The organism is Zobellia sp. 1_MG-2023 (assembly GCF_030549125.1).
Classification (GTDB): Bacteria; Bacteroidota; Bacteroidia; order Flavobacteriales; family Flavobacteriaceae; genus Zobellia; species Zobellia russellii.
Genome location: NZ_JAUOSY010000003.1, coordinates 448,636 through 468,139, shown reverse-complemented (window position 1 = coordinate 468,139; position 19,504 = coordinate 448,636). Strand labels below are relative to the sequence as shown.

Below are 19,504 nucleotides of genomic sequence, written 5' to 3'. Positions count from 1 at the left end.
TTAAAGAAGATATTTCTTGCCTCATTTTATAAGTGTGGTTACAACCTGTGTTTTGCTATGTAAGGTCTTGTGAACGGGGCACTTATCCGCAATTTGAAGAATACGTAATTTCTGTTTTTCGTCTAGATCGGCAGTAAGTTTTATTTCCCTTGTAAAAGTGTCAATTTTTGCGGCATCTGATTCACAATCTTTACAATCTGCGGCGTGACTACGACTATAGGAAGTATGCACTTCTATATTGTCTATTTTCCACCCTTTTCTTTTGGCGTACATCTGAACGGTCATTGCCGTACAAGCCGAAAGACCGGCAGAAACCAACTCGTAAGGAGAAGGTCCAAAATCGTTACCGCCTACATCAACAGGTTCATCGGCCAGCATAAAATGGTTGCCTACTTTCATTTGAGTGGAAAAATCATCATCAAAATCTAAACTGGCCACTACTTGATGTTTTGTTTTTGGTTCTTCAGCGCGCTCTGTATCTATTTCTAGATATCGTTTGGCCCATCCGGAAATGACCTCACCGGCATATAGCGAGTCTTTTTTGTTAGATAGCAAATGGTCCGCGCCATCTAAGGAAACAAAACTTTTGGGATGGTGGGCGGCTACATATATTTCTTCGGCATTTTTTATTTCTACTGTGCTGTCTTGGGGCGAATGTAGAATAAGCAGAGGTTTACGGAGTTTGCTCAATGTTTGTGGCAGCGACTTGTGCTGCAAGTCGTCCAAGAACTGTTTTTTAATGGTAAAGTCTCTACCACTAAGGTTAATAACCGCTTTTCCCGTTTCCTCAATTTCTGGAATTCCACTTTGCAGTAGGTGCTCTATATGAACGGGTTTAGACGGTGCTCCTATGGTTGCTAGGGCGTTAACGGAACTTATCTTATCGGCAGCAAATATAACAGCGGCCCCTCCTAATGAATGGCCTACCAAAAGGGTAGGGGCTTTGTAATTATCTTTTAGATAGGACGCGGCGGCAACAAGGTCTTCAACATTACCGGAAAAATTAGTGTCGGCAAAGTCTCCTTCGCTTTCTCCCAAACCAGTAAAATCAAAACGTAAAACCCCAAATCCGTTTGCGGTAAGCGCCTTACTTATATTACGTACGGCAGCTAAATTTTTGGTACAGGTGAAACAATGCGCAAAAATGCCAAAATTATGCGGGTGCCTGTTGGCGGGCAATTCTAACCTGCCTATTAGACTCTGCCCGTCTTTGTTCTGAAAAGTAACCTTCTGAAGTTTCATTTACACTTGTTTTCGTAAAACGACACCTTGGTTTGCTATAAACTGCCACTGTCATTTTTATTGAATATACCTCTTAGGTCGGGATTATAGAAAACACCTATCTGCAATCTATCAAAATTTGCCGAAGGGAAGTGATTTTTAAGATAACCTGCCTGTACACTAAGGTTGTGCGTTACATTTATGCCAAGGGCCGCATATAAGCGGTTTTGCCCAAAAACTTCATCTTGGAGATTCAAGAAAATCTCATCATAAAAATTCAGGAAAAAAGTATTGGTCAGGGGCAGGGTGACCTGCAATCTATATCTAGCTCTGTGCTGGGTATCCGTAGTTTCCCCAAAATCCAAAAAACGTTGTTCAAGCCTATAACGGTGCTCAAATAGAAAATCGCCAACCTTGTTTTTTAGGATAAGTTGCTCAAAAATACGGTGTTCCTTGGAATTGGTCTCATCCGGGAATTCCTCAAAAGTGCCATCGGTAGTAATATACCCGTAACCCATAGTGGCTATGGCATTTGGGTTAATATGGTAGTTTAGTCCTGTGCGCAATAATAGCTGATTGAAGTTTTTTGCCTGTTCGTAATAACGTAGTTGGCCTTCCGTATGAATACTGAGTTTTTCAGATATTTTATTCGTTCCAAAATACATATGCCAACTACCTAGGCTGTTCTCCCCAGTTTCTTGGGCATTGCTAAAAATTGAACATAGAAATGTGAGACTTAGTAAAATTCGCTTCATTAAAAATCGGGGATTTGGTTTTCCTTGGAAAACATGTTGAGTTTTTGGTAAAGTCATAAATATACCAAAAACTTTGAGTTTCAATTCTTAAAGGGGTGTTAAGGAGAAGGTGTACGTTAGGGAAAAATAAAACGTGGTACGTTTAAAATGGAATTCATGTAGTTTGGTTTGCCCTGTTACCGAGGTGTTGTAGCTGCCATGTATAAATAAAACATCCTGCTTTCAAATGATTACTACATACCGAAAGCAGGATTAGGAACAAAAAATAAACTATAAATTAATATTCAAGTAAACAGAGACCCTATTTCGGAGTTCTACTTTATCGCTATTTAAATTCTGGCTAATAGGAAGCATTCCTGTCAGTCCCAAAGCGTATCTATTGTAACTGGCTTCCACACTTAATTTTCCTAAGAACACATCACCTTTGGTATCCGCCACATCAAATCCCAGTTCTTTATTAGTACCATATATTTCTTCGGCCACACCAATAATTGGGGTTATGGAGAAATCCGAGATATAATAGGTTTTGAATGCGTTAATTCCCAAATTTAATTGATTTCCAAATTGGTAGTCTTTGGGGTTTTTGGTCTTAATGGTGTAATTGGCCATAGTGCTTATACCCCAATTTCTATAGGTGAAGCCGTAATTCATGGCCAGTACATAATCCCAACTACCATTGCCCAGTTGAAAGCTTGGGTTAACACTCCCCTCATTATTGTCTTTGTCATATTTGCCGGTAGGCATTTTAATACCTCCTCCTAATTGAAAATAGTGTTCCGGTTTAATGGAAACGATAGTGTCCGGAGTGGATTTTAGTAAATTATAGTACCCTAGAACACTAATATCTCCAATACCGTTAATGTTCTGTTCCGTATTATCCGGAAGAACCCTGTTGTGGAATTGATAAGGTACAATGACATTTAGGATGGCTCTCTTGGTAATGGGTATATTGGCCCATGCTTGTATGGTGTTGAAGTTTTCTGTAATCCAAGGAGAATCAGCAAAAATACCATCTCTAGATCGGTATTCTTGCCCAATATAGCGTATGCCTATAAAGTTATTGTTAAGTCCGGTGCCATACCCCATACTTCCTCCGCTACTGCCGCAACCGCAGGTGTCACAAAAATCAAAATATTCACCATCATAATGTATGTGGGTAGCACAATTGTTTGGAGTTGGGTCTATGTTTGTAATTTTATCATTACTGTAAGAAATGGCCGTAAAAAAGCCAACACATAGGCAAGTTAAAAACCGGCACCAGGTTTTAGTATTCTGCAAATCGTTCATCGTTTATATAAGTTTCATCGGTTAGTGTGTTTAAAAAAGCCACCAGCACATTTTTTTCGTTTTCGGTAAGGGCTATGCCCAAAATACCGTCTTGTTTTAGAATAGGATCTAGAGTAGGAGAATCAGTAACCGACCCGCTGTAAAAATCCAGTACCGCCTCTAAAGTGCCAAATCTACCATCGTGCATATATGGAGCGGTAAGGGCCACATTTCTTAAACTGGGCACTTTAAATTTGTAGCGATCTGCGGCATCTCCGCTAACTTCTTCACGGCCTATATCATTAAGTGAAGGGTTTGGAGGCAGACCATTGTTTCTAAAAGCATCATCGCTAAAAAGGTCAGTAGCGTGGCAGGATACACATTTATTTTGAAAAACGGATAGTCCTTCCAATTCTTCCGCGGTAAAAGTCCCGCCTTCTTCTTGGCGTACGTATGCATCATATTTAGAATTTGAGGACACCATCATAACCATAAACTGGGCAAGGGCTTTAAGGAAATTTTCGTTGTTTACTTCCCCATCTTCAAAAGCGGAGGCAAACAAACGGTTGTATTCATCGTCACTTTTAATTTTGTTTATGACATTGCTTACCGTTTCACCCATTTCTACTTCATTGGTAATGGGTATGATAGGAAACAAGTCCAAATGATTTGTGGCTCCGTCCCAAGCAAATTCTTTCATAAAAGCGGCATTCTGTATCGCAGGAGTGTTTCTAACGCCTTCCAAATCATCTATACCATGACTAAATTGATGACCATGATGCGTAAAAGCAGTTCTTTGTTCGTGACAAAAACCACATGATATAAATCCATTGCTGGATAGGCGGCCATCATAAAAAAGCTTCTTTCCAAGCTCAAAGCCTATTTGGGTGGGCGGATTGGCCTCCAAGTTATAAGTTGCCTCAGGAAAATTAGAAGGTACGGAGAACTCCAATGGTTCATTAATAGCTTGGTACTCATCTTCATTGGAAGCGCTACAAGAATATAAAACCAGCGATAGTAATGCTGTATATAGGATTGTTTTAAGCATTTTAATCTAATTAAGGCAACCGGCTATACGAAAACCGGTTGCCAATTATTGTTGCTGTAATAGCAGGACCTTTTTAGTGACCGTTACCGTTATGAATATGGTCTACTACAAAAAATTCAGAGGTGTTAACGGCAATCTGAGGAGATTTTTCAGCATCAACCATGATAACTTGCTTTTCAGTAAGTTCAATACTGTTGGTGCCACCTACCAATATTTTGGAGGCGTCAATTTTTAGGTGAATGTTAGAATCTATTCCATCTCCAACAACTACATTTTCCGGTAGTGCAAGGGTAACTTCTTTGTAGTTATCCAGACTTGACCCATGACTTCCCATATGAATTTTAAACTCTGTGGCTTCGGTTATAGTCTCGGAGGTAAACGTCCCTTCAAAGTTCAAGAATTTGTAGCCGGCTTGCCAAGACCACATCATATTGTTTTCTTCGGCTAGCGTTAAGAAATCACCTTGTCCTTCAGCACCTTGTAGATATTTTTCCTGGTCAACGCCAACTCCAAATTTCACGGTAGTGTATTCGCCGGCAGGAATGTCTGCAAGGGCAATTAGATCTTCTTCCGTTTCTTGATTGATAATAAAATAACTATCGTCTTTAGCGTAGATATACTCTTCCCCGTCTTTATTAATAAAACTAATGTTGCTTATAATGTAGCTAAAACGTTTTACGGTAATTACTTCGCCGTTGGCATTAGCTGTATTGGCAGTCCCTAAGACAAGGTCGTTGCCGTTATAGCCATTGTCAAATTTTAAAGATATTTCACCACTTCCGGTTAGGGTTTCCTCGTTAACGTCATCATTGTCTGAACAAGAGGTTAGAACTAGTGCGAAAATGACTGAAAGGGCTAATAATGATTTTTTCATTGGTAAATATATTATGTTGAATGGTTTTCCTAATGCAGTCTATTTTTTTCTACATCAGGAACCGAATTCAATAGATTTTTTTGAATTATTGTTTATGAAAGGGGTGCTCCAATTCTAAAAAGGTGAAGCATGTTGAATATGTGCGCTTATCCGTGTTTTTTAAAATACGGATAAAAGCAATTCTGCAGAAATGGATTAAGCCAACTCGGGTGGTTGGGCTATATCGGAAGTTAAGAGAAGGGAAATTAAATTGGATTCAGTTTTATAGTTCCCTTGTGGTGTGTAAAAGGTATCAACACCAAAATCTATTTGTAGGAGAGATTGAAAGAAAACAACGGTCTGTATCTCTACTTTTGACTGTTTTTCCCCAAAAGGGTTTTTACTATTTTCTTCGGATTCTTTGGCGAGCTGCTTGGCAAGATAACATTTACCGTCACAGTTAAGCATTGGTTTGTCTTTGTTCTCGCAGAGTACGTTTACAATATAATCGTAGTTGGCAATATACTCGGCCACTGGCCAAAGGGGTTTGACCATCATTACAAAAGTTACGAAAAGTACTACGTACTGCTTCATGGGGCAAAAATAGTTCCTTTTTTCAATTGATGACAGGATAAGGGCAAAAAGATGGTATTCTTAACAGAAAGTACCTCTTATTTTTTTTCGAAGATGCCAAATAGCTCATTACCGCTCCTTGGCGGTATAGAATTATGGCATTTTGAAAAAGTTTTTGTTTTGAAAAACGAACTCAAATATTTTAAATACAATTCTTTATTACCTCCAAAGGGGCGTTTTTCCATGTCACCCGTCAATGGAATATCAAACCAAACCCCTACTAATTTCCCCAAAGGTTTTAAAAGACTGGCCATTTGCTGGGCATAGCATGTGCGGTTGTCATCTGTAGGAATAAAGGAGCAGAAAAAGGTTTGTTCCAAAATAAGGTCGTACTGTCCTTTGTGGAGAAAGAAGTTTTCAAGCAGTAAATTGCTCTTTGGAAATTTAGGGTTTCGCTCTTCAAATTTCTTCAAGGGAATGTCGGAAATATCCATCACATATACATTCTTAAATCCTTGCTTCCAAAGATATTCGGCTTCATAGGCGTTTCCGGCACCAGGTATTAAAATTGATAGGTCTTTATCCGTTAATTGATCAACGTATGTTTTTATAGGGGTGGAAGGGTAGCCTATATCCCATCCCGTGTTGTTTTCTTTGTAACGTTGTGTCCAATAAGTACGCAGTTCGTTCATCGTATTTTTTGTCATGAAATTAATCCGAAATTTCCAATGACTATAAAATTCAGGTCAAAGTGTATTAATTTTATCCCAAAATTGTATTTCTGACACTTCCTTTTGGGCGATTAGAAAGCTAATCCTTACATTTAAAACTTGTTTCTAAACTAACCCAACATATTCAAGTATATCATTTATGAAAAAAACAGTATCCATTTTGGTCCTGATGGTAGGACTGATTCTAGCCGGTTGTGGTGACGGTAATCAAAAAAGAGAAGGTAAGCCTAAAGTTTTGGTCTTTTCCAAAACATCTGGTTGGAAACATAAATCCATTCCGGCCGGTATAGCTGCTATTCAGAAATTGGGTGGTGAACAAGGTTTTGAAGTGGACACCACGAAAAATTCAGAACTTTTTAACGAGGATAATTTAAAGCAATATTCCGCAATCATCTTTTTAAGCACTACGCTAAATGTTTTGGATGCCAAGCAAGAGGCCGCTTTTGAACGTTACATTCAAGCAGGTGGTGGTTTCGTTGGCGTACACGCAGCAGCCGATACGGAATACGATTGGGGCTGGTACACCAAACTGGTGGGAGCACAGTTCCGCAGTCACCCTAAAGGCACACCGGAAGCTGATTTTATTGTTACGGACAAAAACTTTGGGGCAACGGAGTTTTTTACGGATTCCGTTTGGCACAGAAGTGATGAAATCTATAACTATAACAAACTAAATCCAGATGTTCATGTGGTCATGACCGTAGATGAGTCTACTTACGAAGGAGGAACAAATGGAGATTATCATCCATTTGCATGGTACCATGAATATGATGGAGGTAGAGCTTTTTACACTGGAGCGGGACATACGGACGAAACCTTTTCCGAGGAACTGTTCTTAAAACATTTACTTGGAGGTATCAACTATGCCATTGGTGAAAATAAAGTTTTGGATTACTCCAAGGCTACTACACGGATACCACCGGATGTGGACCGTTTTACTAAAAAGCAGTTGAGTGTAGGCGAATTTTTTGAACCTACAGAAATGGCTGTATTACCTAATAATGATGTGTTAATCGCACAGCGTCGTGGTCAGATTGCTTTATATAGCGATGCTACCCAGGAGCTAAAGGAAATAGCTTCTTTAGATGTGTATTTTAAAACCTTGAATACCCCTGGTGTTAATGCAGAAGAAGGTTTAATGGGACTCCAGAAAGACCCTGATTTTGCTACGAACAATTGGATATACCTTTACTATGCACCCACTGGAGATGAATGGGTAAACCGTTTATCTCGCTTTAAGTATAAAGATGGGGCGTTGGATATGGATTCTGAGCAGGTGATATTAGATGTAGCCTCACAACGTGAAATTTGCTGTCATACCGGAGGGTCAATTGCATTTGGGCCGGACAAATTGTTGTATCTCTCAACGGGTGACAACTCCACTCCATTTAACGAAAAAGGAGTAAAATACGTTAACAATGGGTATGCACCGTTAAACGATATTCCCGGTCATGAGCAATATGATGCGCGTAGGTCTTCTGGGAATACCAATGACCTTAGGGGGAAAATTATCAGAATAAAAATAAATGAAGACGGTAGCTATGATATTCCTGAGGGCAACTTGTTCGCAGAGGGAACGGAAAAAACACGTCCGGAAATTTATACCATGGGACACAGAAACCCGTACCGTATTTCAGTAGACCAAAAGAACAGTACTTTGTATTGGGGTGAAGTAGGACCGGATGCTCGTAAAGACGAGTTTGAAACCCGTGGCCCTAAAGGTTATGATGAAATGAACAGAGCTACGGAAGCCGGCAATTTTGGTTGGCCTTTATTTATAGGAAACAACAAGCCGTATGTAGACTATGATTATGAAAACGGGGAGAGCGGTATCACTTTTGACCCAGAAAAGCCTATAAACGATTCTAGGAACAATACGGGGCTTCGTGAGCTTCCTCCTGCAAAATCGGCTTACATCTACTATCCGTACGATGAAACCAAAGAATTTCCCGAAGTGGGTACCGGTGGTAGAAATGCCATGGCAGGACCAACCTATTATTCGGATTTATATCCAAACGGAGGTAGTCTTCCCGATTATTTTAACGGAAAGACCATTATTTACGAATGGATGCGAGGATGGATGAAAGCCGTAAGTTTCTTTGAAGACGGTACATTAAATAAAATGGAACCGTTTGCTTCGGATATTAAGGTGAATAACTTGATCGATATGGAAATGGGACCTAACGGAAGAATCTATTTACTAGAATACGGAAGTGGTTGGTTTACCCAAAATGAAGATTCTGGTTTAAGTTATATTGAATACAATGGAGGAAACCGACCACCAATTATAGATAATATGATCGTAGATCATACTTCCGGTAAATTACCACTTACGGTTAACGCTAAAGTAGCGGCAAGAGATCGTGAAGACGATGCTATTTCCTATATATGGAACTTAGGTAACGGAGAAACAAAAGAAACTTCCGAACCGGAAATCAGCCATACATTTAGCACTCCAGGCGAATACAATATTTCCGTAGAAGTAAAGGATGCCCAAGGCGATGCCGTTAAAAGTAAGGTAGTTCCTATTGTTGCGGGTAATTCCAGACCAGAGGTAGCTATTAACCTTGGAGATGGCAGCACTACTTTTGAAAAAGGGGTTCCCGTAACCTATGAAGTAAAAGCTACGGATGCCGATGGGGATGCAATTGACCCTAAGAACATTTATGTATCGGTAGATTATTTAGAGAGCTTTGATGAACAAAGTATGTCTTTGGGCCATCAAGAGGTTTCAGCAGCTGTTACCGGAAAGGCCCTTACACAAGGTATGGATTGTAAGACCTGTCATAAAGAGTCCGGTCCTTCAATTGGTCCAAACTATACAGATGTAGCTAATAAATATAGTAAAGACAAAAGAGCAAAGTCTTACCTTCAGAAGAAAATTGTTTCTGGTGGTGGCGGAGTTTGGGGAGAAGTGGTAATGCCTGCACACCCAAACATTACGCAAGACGAAACAAGGCAAGTGGTAGAATACATTATGTCTTTAGCAGATACTTCGGCCAAGGTTAAATCGCTTCCTGCATCGGGTAGTATTGTACCTAAACCTACAAAAGATGATAAGGTTATGGTCATAACCGCATCCTACACGGATAAAGGTCAAGAAGGAACTATACCACTTACCGGTATGAAAACCGTTGTATTAAGAGCAAAGGAAACGGATTCATCTAAATAGTACGTTATAAAAAGTAAAAAGGGGCCACATGTACATGTGGCCCCTTTTTTTATGGTATTTTGTGTATTACTTTACTTCTTTATGGTTTAGGTAATAATTGCGGTCTACAGTCAATGTAGAAAGCTTGCCTTCTAACTGTTGAGTTTGCCATTCGTCGGTTGGTGTAAGCGTAGTGGCCTTGCCATTGATCAAAACGTTGAGTGGCATATGGAAACCATCAACTGTGTTGGTATATCTATATTCTAGTTGGTTGCCCTTAATTTTATATTCTAAAACAGGAATCATAGTAGTACGTAAATACTGATCAAATACTTTGGACAAGTCTATTCCCGATTTTTTTGAAATATAGTCCTCAATTTGCTTAGTGGTTACGGTTTGGTGATAAAACTCGCTGTTTAAACCCCGTAGAATTTGTCGCCATTTTTCATCGTCACCAATCAATTGTCGTATGGTATGCAGCATATTGGCGCCTTTGTAATACATGTCTCCAGAGCCTTCTGTATTTACATCATATGGGCCAATAATGGGCTTGTCATTTTTTATAAGGGCACGGGTACCAACCACATAGTCAGAAGAAGCTTCTTTGCCTAGGTAAAAGTCTAAAAACAGATTTTCGGAATAGGCCGTAAAACTTTCATGGATCCACATATCCGCAATATCCTTGTAGGTAATATTGTTAGCGAACCATTCGTGACCGGCCTCGTGAATGATTATAAAATCGAATTTCAGCCCCAAACCTGTTCCGGATAAATCTCTACCTAGATATCCCTTTTTATATTGATTACCGTAGGTAACGGAACTTTGGTGCTCCATTCCTAAATACGGAACTTCTACCAGCTTAAAACTGTCTTCATAGAAAGGGTAGGGACCAAACCAATGCTCAAAAGCCTTCATCATTTTTGGAGCATCTTTAAAATGTTCTTTGGCCTTTTCTAGGTTATCGCGAAGCACATAATAATCCATGTCCAACGTACCTTTCTCCCCATCATATTTTTCGCCAAAATGAACATAATCGCCAATGTTGACATTTACACCGTAATTATTAATAGGGTTTGAAACGAACCAATGGTAGGTATTTGTATCCTTGTCTACTTTTCTTAGCCTACCGTTAGAAACATCCATGAGTCCTTTTGGAGCTTTTACACTTATGAGCATACTATCTACCTCGTCATACATATGGTCTTTGTTGGGCCACCATACACTTGCGCCCAACCCTTGGTTAGAGGTGGCTACAAAGTCTTTTCCGTTACTATCTTTTCTCCAAGAAAAACCACCGTCCCACGGGGCATTTACGGCTTCTTTTGGATGCCCTGAGTAGTATATTTTTATTTGGTTGAAATCGCCCTTTTTTTGCTTTTTCTTCAGTTGAACAAAATGAGCATTACCATTGGTGACAACTTCAAGCTTTTTTCCGTCTTGAGTTACCTTTTCTATAGTTAATGGAGGCTGAAGGTCTACCTGCAACACTTGGTTTTTCTTCAACACTTTATAGCGGATGGTATTGCTTCCGGAAATAAACTTCTTATCCGGGTCTACGGCAACATCAAGATGGTAGTAGTTAAGGTCCCACCATTCCCGTTCAGGGGTAATGCTTCCTCTTAAGGTATCCTGTTCCGTAAATTCCTGACCAATAGCTGCCGATGTTATTCCCATCAGCATGAATGCTAGCATTTTTTTCTTCATAAAATCTTAAATCTTTTGAACAAGGTTCAAGATAGAGTTTTAAATTTTTTTGATGCCTCTTATTTATGTAGAATTTAATAGAAAATGCAAGGTCTCTATATCTCGCATTGGCCATGATTAATTTTGTTTGGAAATAAGTTATCGGTTTATGGGAAAAGTAAAGCCCAGTGCCATTGCTCCTGAAACTTGTTCCAAAGAAGGGTAGGTGTAATAGGTGAATTCAAGTTCAAAATCGTGCTTTTTACCTATGGCGAGACCTAAACTAAAAGGAACATGAAATTGTACTCCATTAGCTTTTATATGGGTTGCTGGGGTGTAAGTCTCAAAAGAACCTATAGACGTGCCAAGACCAAGTTCAAAGTAGGGAGCAACATAGGGTATGGGCGCAACTATACGGGCCTTGCCTCCAATCATAAAGGCTTTGGCCGTAACCTTGTATTGTAGGAGGTTGGCGTCCGTAACAGTTTCGTTTGGAGAGGTAAAAATAACTCCGGCATAAGGTCTTATACCAAACCACTTACGTATACCAATTACATATTCTCCTTGAGTGTAAAATCCCGAACCAGTTATGTTGTACTCATCTAGAGGCAAAGTAATGCCATAACCAATAGATGCCTTTATAAATCGCCCTTTATTGGGTTGGGCCTGAACAAAATCAATTGAACATAGGGTAAAGAGTAAGTAAAAAACAAACGGCCTTAATGTAGCGGACATAACTATATATTTTAAGGGCGAATGTAATTTTTCCTACAAATGTGTAATTTCAAAATCGATGAAATACTGCAATTAACGAACAATGGAAAAATGGATTTGGAAAGTAAATCTGGCACACGAAATTCTTATAATGATGATATAAGTTGTGTTGTAATTGGCTGTAAAAATCCACTAATTAGATATTACTTTGTCTTTTTTTGGAGCACCTCTTCTTAGCAAAACTGCAAATTCGCTTCAGGCAACCGCTTCATCCAATAGTCTCATACAACAAGGCTATTGCCGGTAGTGAAGGCTTTGTAAACTTGTTTATTTATAGTTGTATTTTTTAATTTTCAATAGGGTTCAGAATAGTTGTATTTGCATTTAATTTAAAAATGCCGTGAAGTACATTATACTTCACGGCGTAATTATTACTTTTCCAGTAGTAGTGATTTATTATAGTAAATAACTTCAGATGTTATTTTACCCTCTTCGTCAAAGTTATCATTAAGATGAATGGGTAAGTCTATTTCTTTCTTGTCCGATTTTCTGATAAGGTGAAAATCCCACCAAGATAAAACGGACCTTCCGTTATCCATTTCATATTCCAAATAGTCGGGATAGCCAATCATTTCAATGCTTTTAATTTCAAAATCGTCAAGAAATTTTTGCCGGATAGTTTTTACTTGATCTCGTGTTCCAGGAGTATTAAAATCGTCATTTATGTTATAAAAATAGGCATCTTCGGAATAGTAACTTATGGCCTTGTCCAAATCTGAGTTTTCGAATGCATAGACAGCTTTTCTTACGGTATTGATATTGTCATGATGGTTGTAAATCGTACCGTTGGTACGGTCAGCAAAACTTGCTCTCAACTCATCAAAAATGTTTTCGTTTAGGTATTCGATCGTCATTTTAATTTTATTGTCCTTGGTAACTAAAACAAGACGATGCGTTGGCGAAGAAAATTTTACACCCGTAGTTTTATGGATGCCTTTTAATAAGTCCCATGTTTGAACCCAGACCTCATTTTCCTTATTATCCTCTTTGTACTCAATGGCATCGGGATATGAACCAGGAAAATCAGAAACTGAAAAATAATCTAGCTCATCAAACCAACGGTACGAGTTTTTTACGAATTTAGCTTTTCCAGTGCCTTCGGGATTAGGGTCTTGGGAAAGACCGTTGTATGCCTTAAAATCTTCGGTTAGCATACTAGCTAACTTAGTAGAATCTCCTTTTACAAATGCCTGAGTAAAACTAGCAACTACATCAATGGCCGGGTGGTCCTTATAAACTGTTCCGTTTTTCTTTTGGGCAAATGTGATGAGCGATGTCATCATAACGAGCGTAAAAATTGTTTTTTTCATTGTACTTGGTTTAAATTATTAGATTGGTTAAGCTTTTTGGAGTTTTTTTTTTTTTTGAAACATTAAATATTTAATTATTACACTATCAGGTAATTATGGTATTCTGAAAATTACTTATGTCGTACTTTTCGGGGGGTTATCAATGTTAGGCTAAGGACCGGAGGGATAAATACTAATCGCAATTTTGGTTTTGCCTACTTATATGGTAACAGAGAAGGGCATAGGTGTCCCTTTTTTTACCTCTAAACAGCAGTGTCAACAATCCGATTATTATTTTAAAGAAATCGATAATTCTAAGAAGGAACTGTCCTTTATGGACGAATAGGGTTTTAAACTGTCCGAACCCCAGGATTTACTTATCAAAGCATTGATGGAAGAAGCGGTAAGGAACTAATTTTACACTTGGTACATGGGGAAATTAAAATAGCAACTAAATATGTAGTGAAGCTTATTTAAGAAGGTAATATTTCAATAACAACATTACCTTTTTTTCTTCCACTGTCAACATAAGTATGTGCTTTTACGATATCATCCAACTTAAAACTTTGGTCAATATAAGGAACTAGTTTTCCTTCCTCTACCAATGTTCTAATTTTTGAAAGATGTTCCGTTTTTTCTTTGGTCATCATTTTTATGGTGACAAAGCTTCCTGCTTGATTCAAAACACTCTTGGCTTTTGTTTTGGAGGTCTTTCCCACTGCATCAAAAACAATATCAAATGTATGGTCAAGATTAGAATAATCGGTTTTTTTGTAATCTATTAAATGGTCTGCACCAAGCGATTTTACCATTTCAAAATTTGAACCGCTACATACACCCGTTACAGTAGCTCCGTGATGTTTCGCTATTTGAACCGCATAGCTACCTACGCTTCCGGAGGCACCGTAAATCAATACCTTTTGAGCTTGACTTACATTTGCTTTCTCCAATAAGAATAGGGCTGTCATAGCGCCAATGGGTAAAGCCGCTGCTTCTTTAAAATTGAGGTTTTTGGGTTTAAAATCTACTACGCCATGTTTCCACTCTTCAGGTAAACATACGTACTCTGCATAGGAACCTCCGGAAAGCATAGTTGTTGTTCCAAAGACCTGATCACCAACTTTAAATTTGGTTATATCTTTTCCTATAGCCTCAATAACACCAGCCAATTCGTGACCAAGAATTCTTTTTTTTGGTCTAAAAAGCCCGAATATGAGCCTTGCCGGTAACCAGAAAATTGGAGGGAAGTCTGAACTACGAAGCCTTGCGTCACCAGAAGTAACCGTTGCCGCATGTATTTTTACTAAAATTTCATTATCAGCAGGGCTAGGCTTTTCAACTTCTGTTGATTTTAGAACCTCTGGAGGACCGTACTCCGTATAAACAGCTGCTTTCATAGCGTTCTTTTTAATTGATGAGAAAAAAGCGACAAGGACTTGTTCTTAGCAACCTAAGCCAAGCTTTACCTGAGGCTTCTAAAAATACATAATCCTTTTGATTATCTGGATAATTTTTCTTTGCTCGGGGATAGTGCTGAAGATTATTTATAGCTGGTGTAACTCAATCGTTCTTTTTATTTTTTCCTAGTAGACCTAAAAGTCCAATGGCAGGACCAAGGGCCAAAGAGGTAAATAGGTAAATAAGGGGTATGGTTTCCGCAAGCGTAGACAGTAACTGTATGCTAAAAATACTAACGGCAAAACCAATACAATTTACCAGGGTTAATGCCGTACCTTTCAATTCTGGAGGTACTGAGCCGGCTACTAGGTTTGAAAATTGTGGAGAATCTGCCGTAACGGCCATGCCCCAAAAACTCCACCCCACTAAAAACAATTCTTTAGGAAGCATAAAGAGTAAGGGTGAAAGCAAACAAAAAAGTCCAGAAAGGAGTAATGAAATTACGGCTACTTTACGGCTGCCTGTTCGTAAGGAGATTAATCCGCCTAAAACACATGAGAGTCCGCCTAATGCAATAATAATTCCTGTAGACAAGGGAACGGACAATTCAGCACCGCTAATGGTGCAGTAGGTCTTAAGTGCCAATGGTGTAAACGCCCAAAAGGCGTAGAGCTCCCACATGTGCCCAAAGTACCCAAAAGCAGCTTGTCTAAAACTGGGTAGTTTAAAAAGTAACGGGCCTGCGCCCAAAGAAAGCTTGGCACTGGGTTTCCGAAACGGTCCATTGGGAACCAACATCCATAATAGAACACCACCTACAATAGCAAGGGCAGAGGTAATTTTTATGACCAATGTAAAATCACTACCTAAACTGGTGCCACTAACAAAATAGGGGAAAGCGGTTCCTAGAACAAGTGCACCAACTAAATACCCCAAAGCTTTTCCTAATCCTTCTTGATAATAATCTGCCGCTATTTTCATTCCTACGGGATAAATACCTGCAAGAAAAAAACCTGTGCCAAAACGGGCTAAGAGCAGCGTCCATTCAGAAAGGGTTTCTGAGAGCAAAAGAAAATTGCAGGCTGCCGCTAAAACGGAACAGGTCATAAAAACACGGGAAGGCGAGAAGCGGTCCGCAATCATAAAAAGGCCAAAAACCAATGTGCCAATAATAAAACCGAACTGTACCGAAGAGAGCACATAACCAATAATTTCAGGCCCTAACCCTGTTTTTAAGGTTAATTCATCTACAATGGCATTACCGGCAAACCATAAGGATGTACAGGCAAATTGCGAAAGTATGATTATAGGGAGTATATGGGCTTTAGGCTTCAATATAAATTACTTGATAAAAGTAACCTTGGCAATTTTGCCGTTCTCCACTTCATAAATGGCAACGGCCCACAACACTTTGCCATTGGCGGTAACTTTTTCTTTGTCTATGATTTTATTACCTAGAATAATACGGTTCCTAATTTTACAATGTAAATCTGGCGTAGACTCAAAAAAGGTCTTGTATGTTTCTTTTAATTTGTCTTTTCCTTGGTATATGAGTGTATTGGGGTAATCGTAAACTTGTATGTCTTCCGAATACGTATTTAAAAAAGCGTTTAGATTTCTGGCATTGTACGCATCTAGTTGATTTTGAACAATGGCTTCGGGTGTTTGTTCCACTACCAAGGTAAGGTGGCTACCGTTAGGGCTTACCGCAATTCGGCTAATGTTGTTCAGCCCCTTTTTGTCCAATCGTAAGAAGCGTTTCCACTCTTTACTTTCCTCTGGAGCTATCTCCATTAAGGTTTTGTTATCGGCAGCTATAATGTGGCCGTTGGCCAACCAACAGACATCATCAATATTTTTGAACATTGGGGTAATGGTCTTGATTTTTCCAGTTTTTGGGTCCAGGGATTTTACCTCCCAAGGGTCGCTATTTTTACTAATAAAGCTGATGAGGTTCTTACCGGGAATTTTATGAAGTGAACGCCCTACGTTGTTATAGATGGTATCATGGCTGCCATTTTCTACATCGGAAATTACCAGGTTAAGGCCGGTATTGCCCAAGGCCGCAGAAACAATGGTTTTTTCATCGAACCAAACATGATAACCTATTTTCAGATTTTTAAGGATTTCGGTAGAACTGCCGTCCCAAATACTATATTCATAGAGACGTTGTAGCCCTGTGGTGTCCAAACGAATTGCCGAGGTGGAATTTTTTCCGGGAATTTTTAACGGGGAATACTCGCTGCCCTGCGGTGTATCCGAAATGTATGTTAATGCCCCGGATTTTACATCGTACTTGGCAATATCCGTTTGGCCTTTCCGCGTAGATGAAAATAAAATAGTATTCTCATTGTAAAAAGAAGGTTGGTTGTCATAGCCTTCGTTATTACTTATATTTCTCGGGTTTACCATTTCGGTTTTACCGTTTACCGTTTTTATGTCCAAAAGATATACTTCCGTATTCTGTTGGGCGTAAATATTAGGAATAGAAAACAGTAAGCTTACAATTAGAACGTATATTATTTTCATCTGATTGGGTTGGCTTTTTACAGTTCAGCAAATTTCTGTAAAAGATCTCTAACTTTAAGGGTATTCTCCACGTAATATTTAGCTGAGGTTTTTTGGCGCCCTACTTTTACGGTTACGGTACTTTCCGGTAATTCTTGAAACATGAACTCATCCGTCCAATCATCGCCAATTGCAAAAACAAAATCATAATCGTCCTCTCCTAGAATACGCATAGAAGCTCGGCCCTTGTTTACATTGCTACTTTTTACCTCTACCACCTTGTTTCCGTTGAGCAAGCTTAAATCGTCCGTACCAATAAGACTGGTCAGGGTTTCAGAAAGTTCTGTGGCTCTTTTGTCCCCAAAATCAGGGTCGGTTTTTCTGTAGTGCCATGCTAGGCTGTAGTTTTTCTCTTCAATAAAACTTCCCGGTGTACGATCTACAAAAGACTCCAAAACAGGACGTACGTGTTCCATCCAATCGTTCTTTACGTTTTCCAGCATTCTAAAAGGCTCACCTTCTTGAGATATCCAAACACCGTGTTCTACTATCATGTTATATTTCTTGGGCAAGAACCATTTGGTAAAGGTATCCTTGTCCCTTCCGCTTATCAAATATAATACGGTATTAGGTTGGTTGTTCAGGGTATCCAACAATTGGTATAGCTGCTCGTCCGGACCTGCCTTTTGAGGGTCGTTGTTAAAACCGGCCAGAGTTCCGTCATAATCCAGAAACAATAGTCGCTTTTTGGCTTTGCTATATTTTTCGGCTATAGGAGACAGTAATTTATCCGTTAGTTTACGGGATATATTTGCCGCCTCGCGCTCGTTCTGGGATTTTAATGAGGTCATAAAATCATTGGCCCATTTTTCTACGTTATAGCGCGCCAACCTTTTTTGAAGGATGGAGTTTCTTGCTTTTTGCTCTTCCTTGGGCATATTTATAGCCTCGTGCAGCGCATCTGCCGTCTGTTCAAAGTTATTGGGGTTGATTAATAGTGACTCGTTCATTTCGTTGGCAGAACCCGCCATTTCACTTAAAATTAAAACCCCGGTCTGATCTGTTCGTGTAGCAATGTATTCTTTTGCCACAAGGTTCATTCCGTCTCGTAATGGGGTAAGCCAAGCAATATCACTAGAGGTATATAGATCTATAAGGTTTTCAAACGGCATAGATCGGTAGAAATACCAAATGGGCGTCCAGCTTACGGTAGAAAATTCACCGTTAATTCGCCCTACCAATTCGTCTATTTCTCTTTTTAATAGTTGGTATTGCGGTACGTTGGAACGGGAAGGTACAGCAAGAATAATCAGCCTCACCTTTTCCTTATACTGTGGATATTTATTCAAGAAGTATTCAAAAGCGTACAGTCGTTTGGCAATGCCCTTACTGTAATCCAAGCGGTCTATGGATAAAAAGAACTTTGCATCCGGGTCCGTTTTCTTGTGTGTGTTAAGACGTTGTTGTAGTTCGGACTGTTCGTCTTCCGCTTTGTTATAATGTATTTCGGCCGCTTCGCTAAATTTTTTGTAGTCGATACCCATAGGAAACGAATCAACCTTTATCAAACGGTCGCCCATAGAAATATCGTTAAAGCTTACTTCTAGCCCTAACAATCGCCTTACGGAACTAAGAAAATGCCTTTCATAATCATAGGTGTGGAAACCGATAAGGTCCGAACCTAAAACCCCTTCAAGCAATTCTTTACGCCAAGGCAGTGTCCTGAAAATTTCAAAAGAAGGAAACGGGATATGTAAAAAGAAACCTATGGACACATTTGGTCTTTTTTCCCTAACCATTTGTGGTACCAACATTAACTGGTAATCATGTACCCAAATGGTATCGCCATCGGCAGCATTATCTAGAATGGCATCGGCAAATTTTTGATTCACTTTTTTGTAGGTGTTCCAGTAATCCAGTTGAAATTCTGAATACTCCAAAAAGTAATGGAACAAGGGCCAAATGGTTCTATTGCTAAACCCGTAATAAAACCCATCTACCTCGTCTTCCGTAAGCTTTACTTTAGAGGAACCGTGCTCCGCCAATGCCTCGTCTATCTTAGGTTCCAATTCGGGAGAGATATCTTCCTCGGTAAGGCCGCTCCACCCAATCCATAGGCTATCGCCCCCGGAATGAACGGATTTCATTCCTGTGGCTAATCCACCCACACTAGGTATTGCGGTAATGGCCCCATTGCTAATTTGTAACTGAACGGGTAGTCTATTTGAGATTATGATAGTTTTGCCCATAAATT

Annotated in this window: 15 protein-coding genes; 1 reads left to right on the top strand and 14 read right to left on the bottom strand. The window is 39.4% G+C overall.

All coding sequences use genetic code 11. The annotated features are described in order from the left end of the window. Nucleotides 1-21: 21 nt before the first annotated feature. The 7 genes from Q4597_RS09400 to Q4597_RS09370 form a co-directional block, all read right to left on the bottom strand. Complete coding sequence (locus tag Q4597_RS09400) at nucleotides 22-1,242, bottom strand: bifunctional alpha/beta hydrolase/OsmC family protein (protein WP_303405996.1); 1,221 nt, start codon at nucleotides 1,240-1,242, stop codon at nucleotides 22-24. Nucleotides 1,243-1,277: 35 nt separating this feature from the next. Continuing rightward, nucleotides 1,278-1,976 carry a DUF2490 domain-containing protein gene (locus Q4597_RS09395; protein ID WP_303405995.1) on the bottom strand — a complete coding sequence of 233 codons (699 nt, stop codon included), beginning with the start codon at nucleotides 1,974-1,976 and terminating at the stop codon, nucleotides 1,278-1,280. A gap of 270 nt (nucleotides 1,977-2,246) precedes the next feature. Next, nucleotides 2,247-3,263, bottom strand: a complete 1,017-nt coding sequence (locus Q4597_RS09390) for a transporter (RefSeq protein WP_303405994.1) — start codon at nucleotides 3,261-3,263, stop codon at nucleotides 2,247-2,249. Further along, on the bottom strand, nucleotides 3,241-4,290 hold the full coding sequence (locus tag Q4597_RS09385) for a cytochrome-c peroxidase (protein WP_303405993.1): 1,050 nt from the start codon (nucleotides 4,288-4,290) through the stop codon (nucleotides 3,241-3,243). The genes Q4597_RS09390 and Q4597_RS09385 overlap by 23 nt, the downstream gene beginning before the upstream one ends. Before the next feature lie 73 nt (nucleotides 4,291-4,363). After that, a complete protein-coding gene (locus Q4597_RS09380; RefSeq protein WP_303405992.1) occupies nucleotides 4,364-5,164 on the bottom strand; it encodes an MbnP family protein in 801 nt (266 codons plus the stop codon). A gap of 195 nt (nucleotides 5,165-5,359) precedes the next feature. After that, nucleotides 5,360-5,737: a hypothetical protein gene (locus Q4597_RS09375; RefSeq protein WP_289040385.1), complete on the bottom strand. Its 378-nt coding sequence runs from the start codon at nucleotides 5,735-5,737 to the stop codon at nucleotides 5,360-5,362. A gap of 77 nt (nucleotides 5,738-5,814) precedes the next feature. Then, nucleotides 5,815-6,423 carry a methyltransferase domain-containing protein gene (locus Q4597_RS09370; protein WP_303405991.1) on the bottom strand — a complete coding sequence of 203 codons (609 nt, stop codon included), beginning with the start codon at nucleotides 6,421-6,423 and terminating at the stop codon, nucleotides 5,815-5,817. A 163-nt stretch (nucleotides 6,424-6,586) separates the two neighbouring features. On the opposite strand from Q4597_RS09370, the gene Q4597_RS09365 reads away from it, so the two are divergent. Continuing rightward, nucleotides 6,587-9,619 carry a ThuA domain-containing protein gene (locus Q4597_RS09365; protein ID WP_303405990.1) on the top strand — a complete coding sequence of 1,011 codons (3,033 nt, stop codon included), beginning with the start codon at nucleotides 6,587-6,589 and terminating at the stop codon, nucleotides 9,617-9,619. Nucleotides 9,620-9,685: 66 nt separating this feature from the next. Here Q4597_RS09365 and Q4597_RS09360 read toward each other — a convergent pair whose 3' ends face one another. The 7 genes from Q4597_RS09360 to Q4597_RS09330 all read right to left on the bottom strand — a co-directional run bounded on the left by Q4597_RS09360 (nucleotide 9,686) and on the right by Q4597_RS09330 (nucleotide 19,499). Continuing rightward, the gene (locus Q4597_RS09360) at nucleotides 9,686-11,302 is read right to left on the bottom strand and encodes a M1 family metallopeptidase (RefSeq protein ID WP_303405989.1); all 1,617 of its coding nucleotides are present in this window, start codon (nucleotides 11,300-11,302) and stop codon (nucleotides 9,686-9,688) included. A gap of 138 nt (nucleotides 11,303-11,440) precedes the next feature. Next, the gene (locus Q4597_RS09355; RefSeq protein ID WP_303405988.1) at nucleotides 11,441-12,016 is read right to left on the bottom strand and encodes a hypothetical protein; all 576 of its coding nucleotides are present in this window, start codon (nucleotides 12,014-12,016) and stop codon (nucleotides 11,441-11,443) included. 410 nt (nucleotides 12,017-12,426) lie between these two features. Then, nucleotides 12,427-13,365 (bottom strand): nuclear transport factor 2 family protein, encoded by a 939-nt coding sequence (locus Q4597_RS09350; RefSeq protein WP_289040377.1) that lies wholly within the window; start codon nucleotides 13,363-13,365, stop codon nucleotides 12,427-12,429. Between the two features lie 452 nt (nucleotides 13,366-13,817). Then, the gene (locus Q4597_RS09345) at nucleotides 13,818-14,741 is read right to left on the bottom strand and encodes an NAD(P)-dependent alcohol dehydrogenase (protein WP_303405987.1); all 924 of its coding nucleotides are present in this window, start codon (nucleotides 14,739-14,741) and stop codon (nucleotides 13,818-13,820) included. A 163-nt stretch (nucleotides 14,742-14,904) separates the two neighbouring features. Continuing rightward, nucleotides 14,905-16,077 (bottom strand): nitrate/nitrite transporter, encoded by a 1,173-nt coding sequence (locus Q4597_RS09340; protein WP_303405986.1) that lies wholly within the window; start codon nucleotides 16,075-16,077, stop codon nucleotides 14,905-14,907. Nucleotides 16,078-16,083: 6 nt separating this feature from the next. After that, nucleotides 16,084-17,271, bottom strand: a complete 1,188-nt coding sequence (locus Q4597_RS09335) for a nuclear transport factor 2 family protein (protein ID WP_303405985.1) — start codon at nucleotides 17,269-17,271, stop codon at nucleotides 16,084-16,086. A 17-nt stretch (nucleotides 17,272-17,288) separates the two neighbouring features. Next, nucleotides 17,289-19,499, bottom strand: a complete 2,211-nt coding sequence (locus Q4597_RS09330) for a bifunctional alpha,alpha-trehalose-phosphate synthase (UDP-forming)/trehalose-phosphatase (protein WP_303405984.1) — start codon at nucleotides 19,497-19,499, stop codon at nucleotides 17,289-17,291. Nucleotides 19,500-19,504 lie beyond the last annotated feature (5 nt).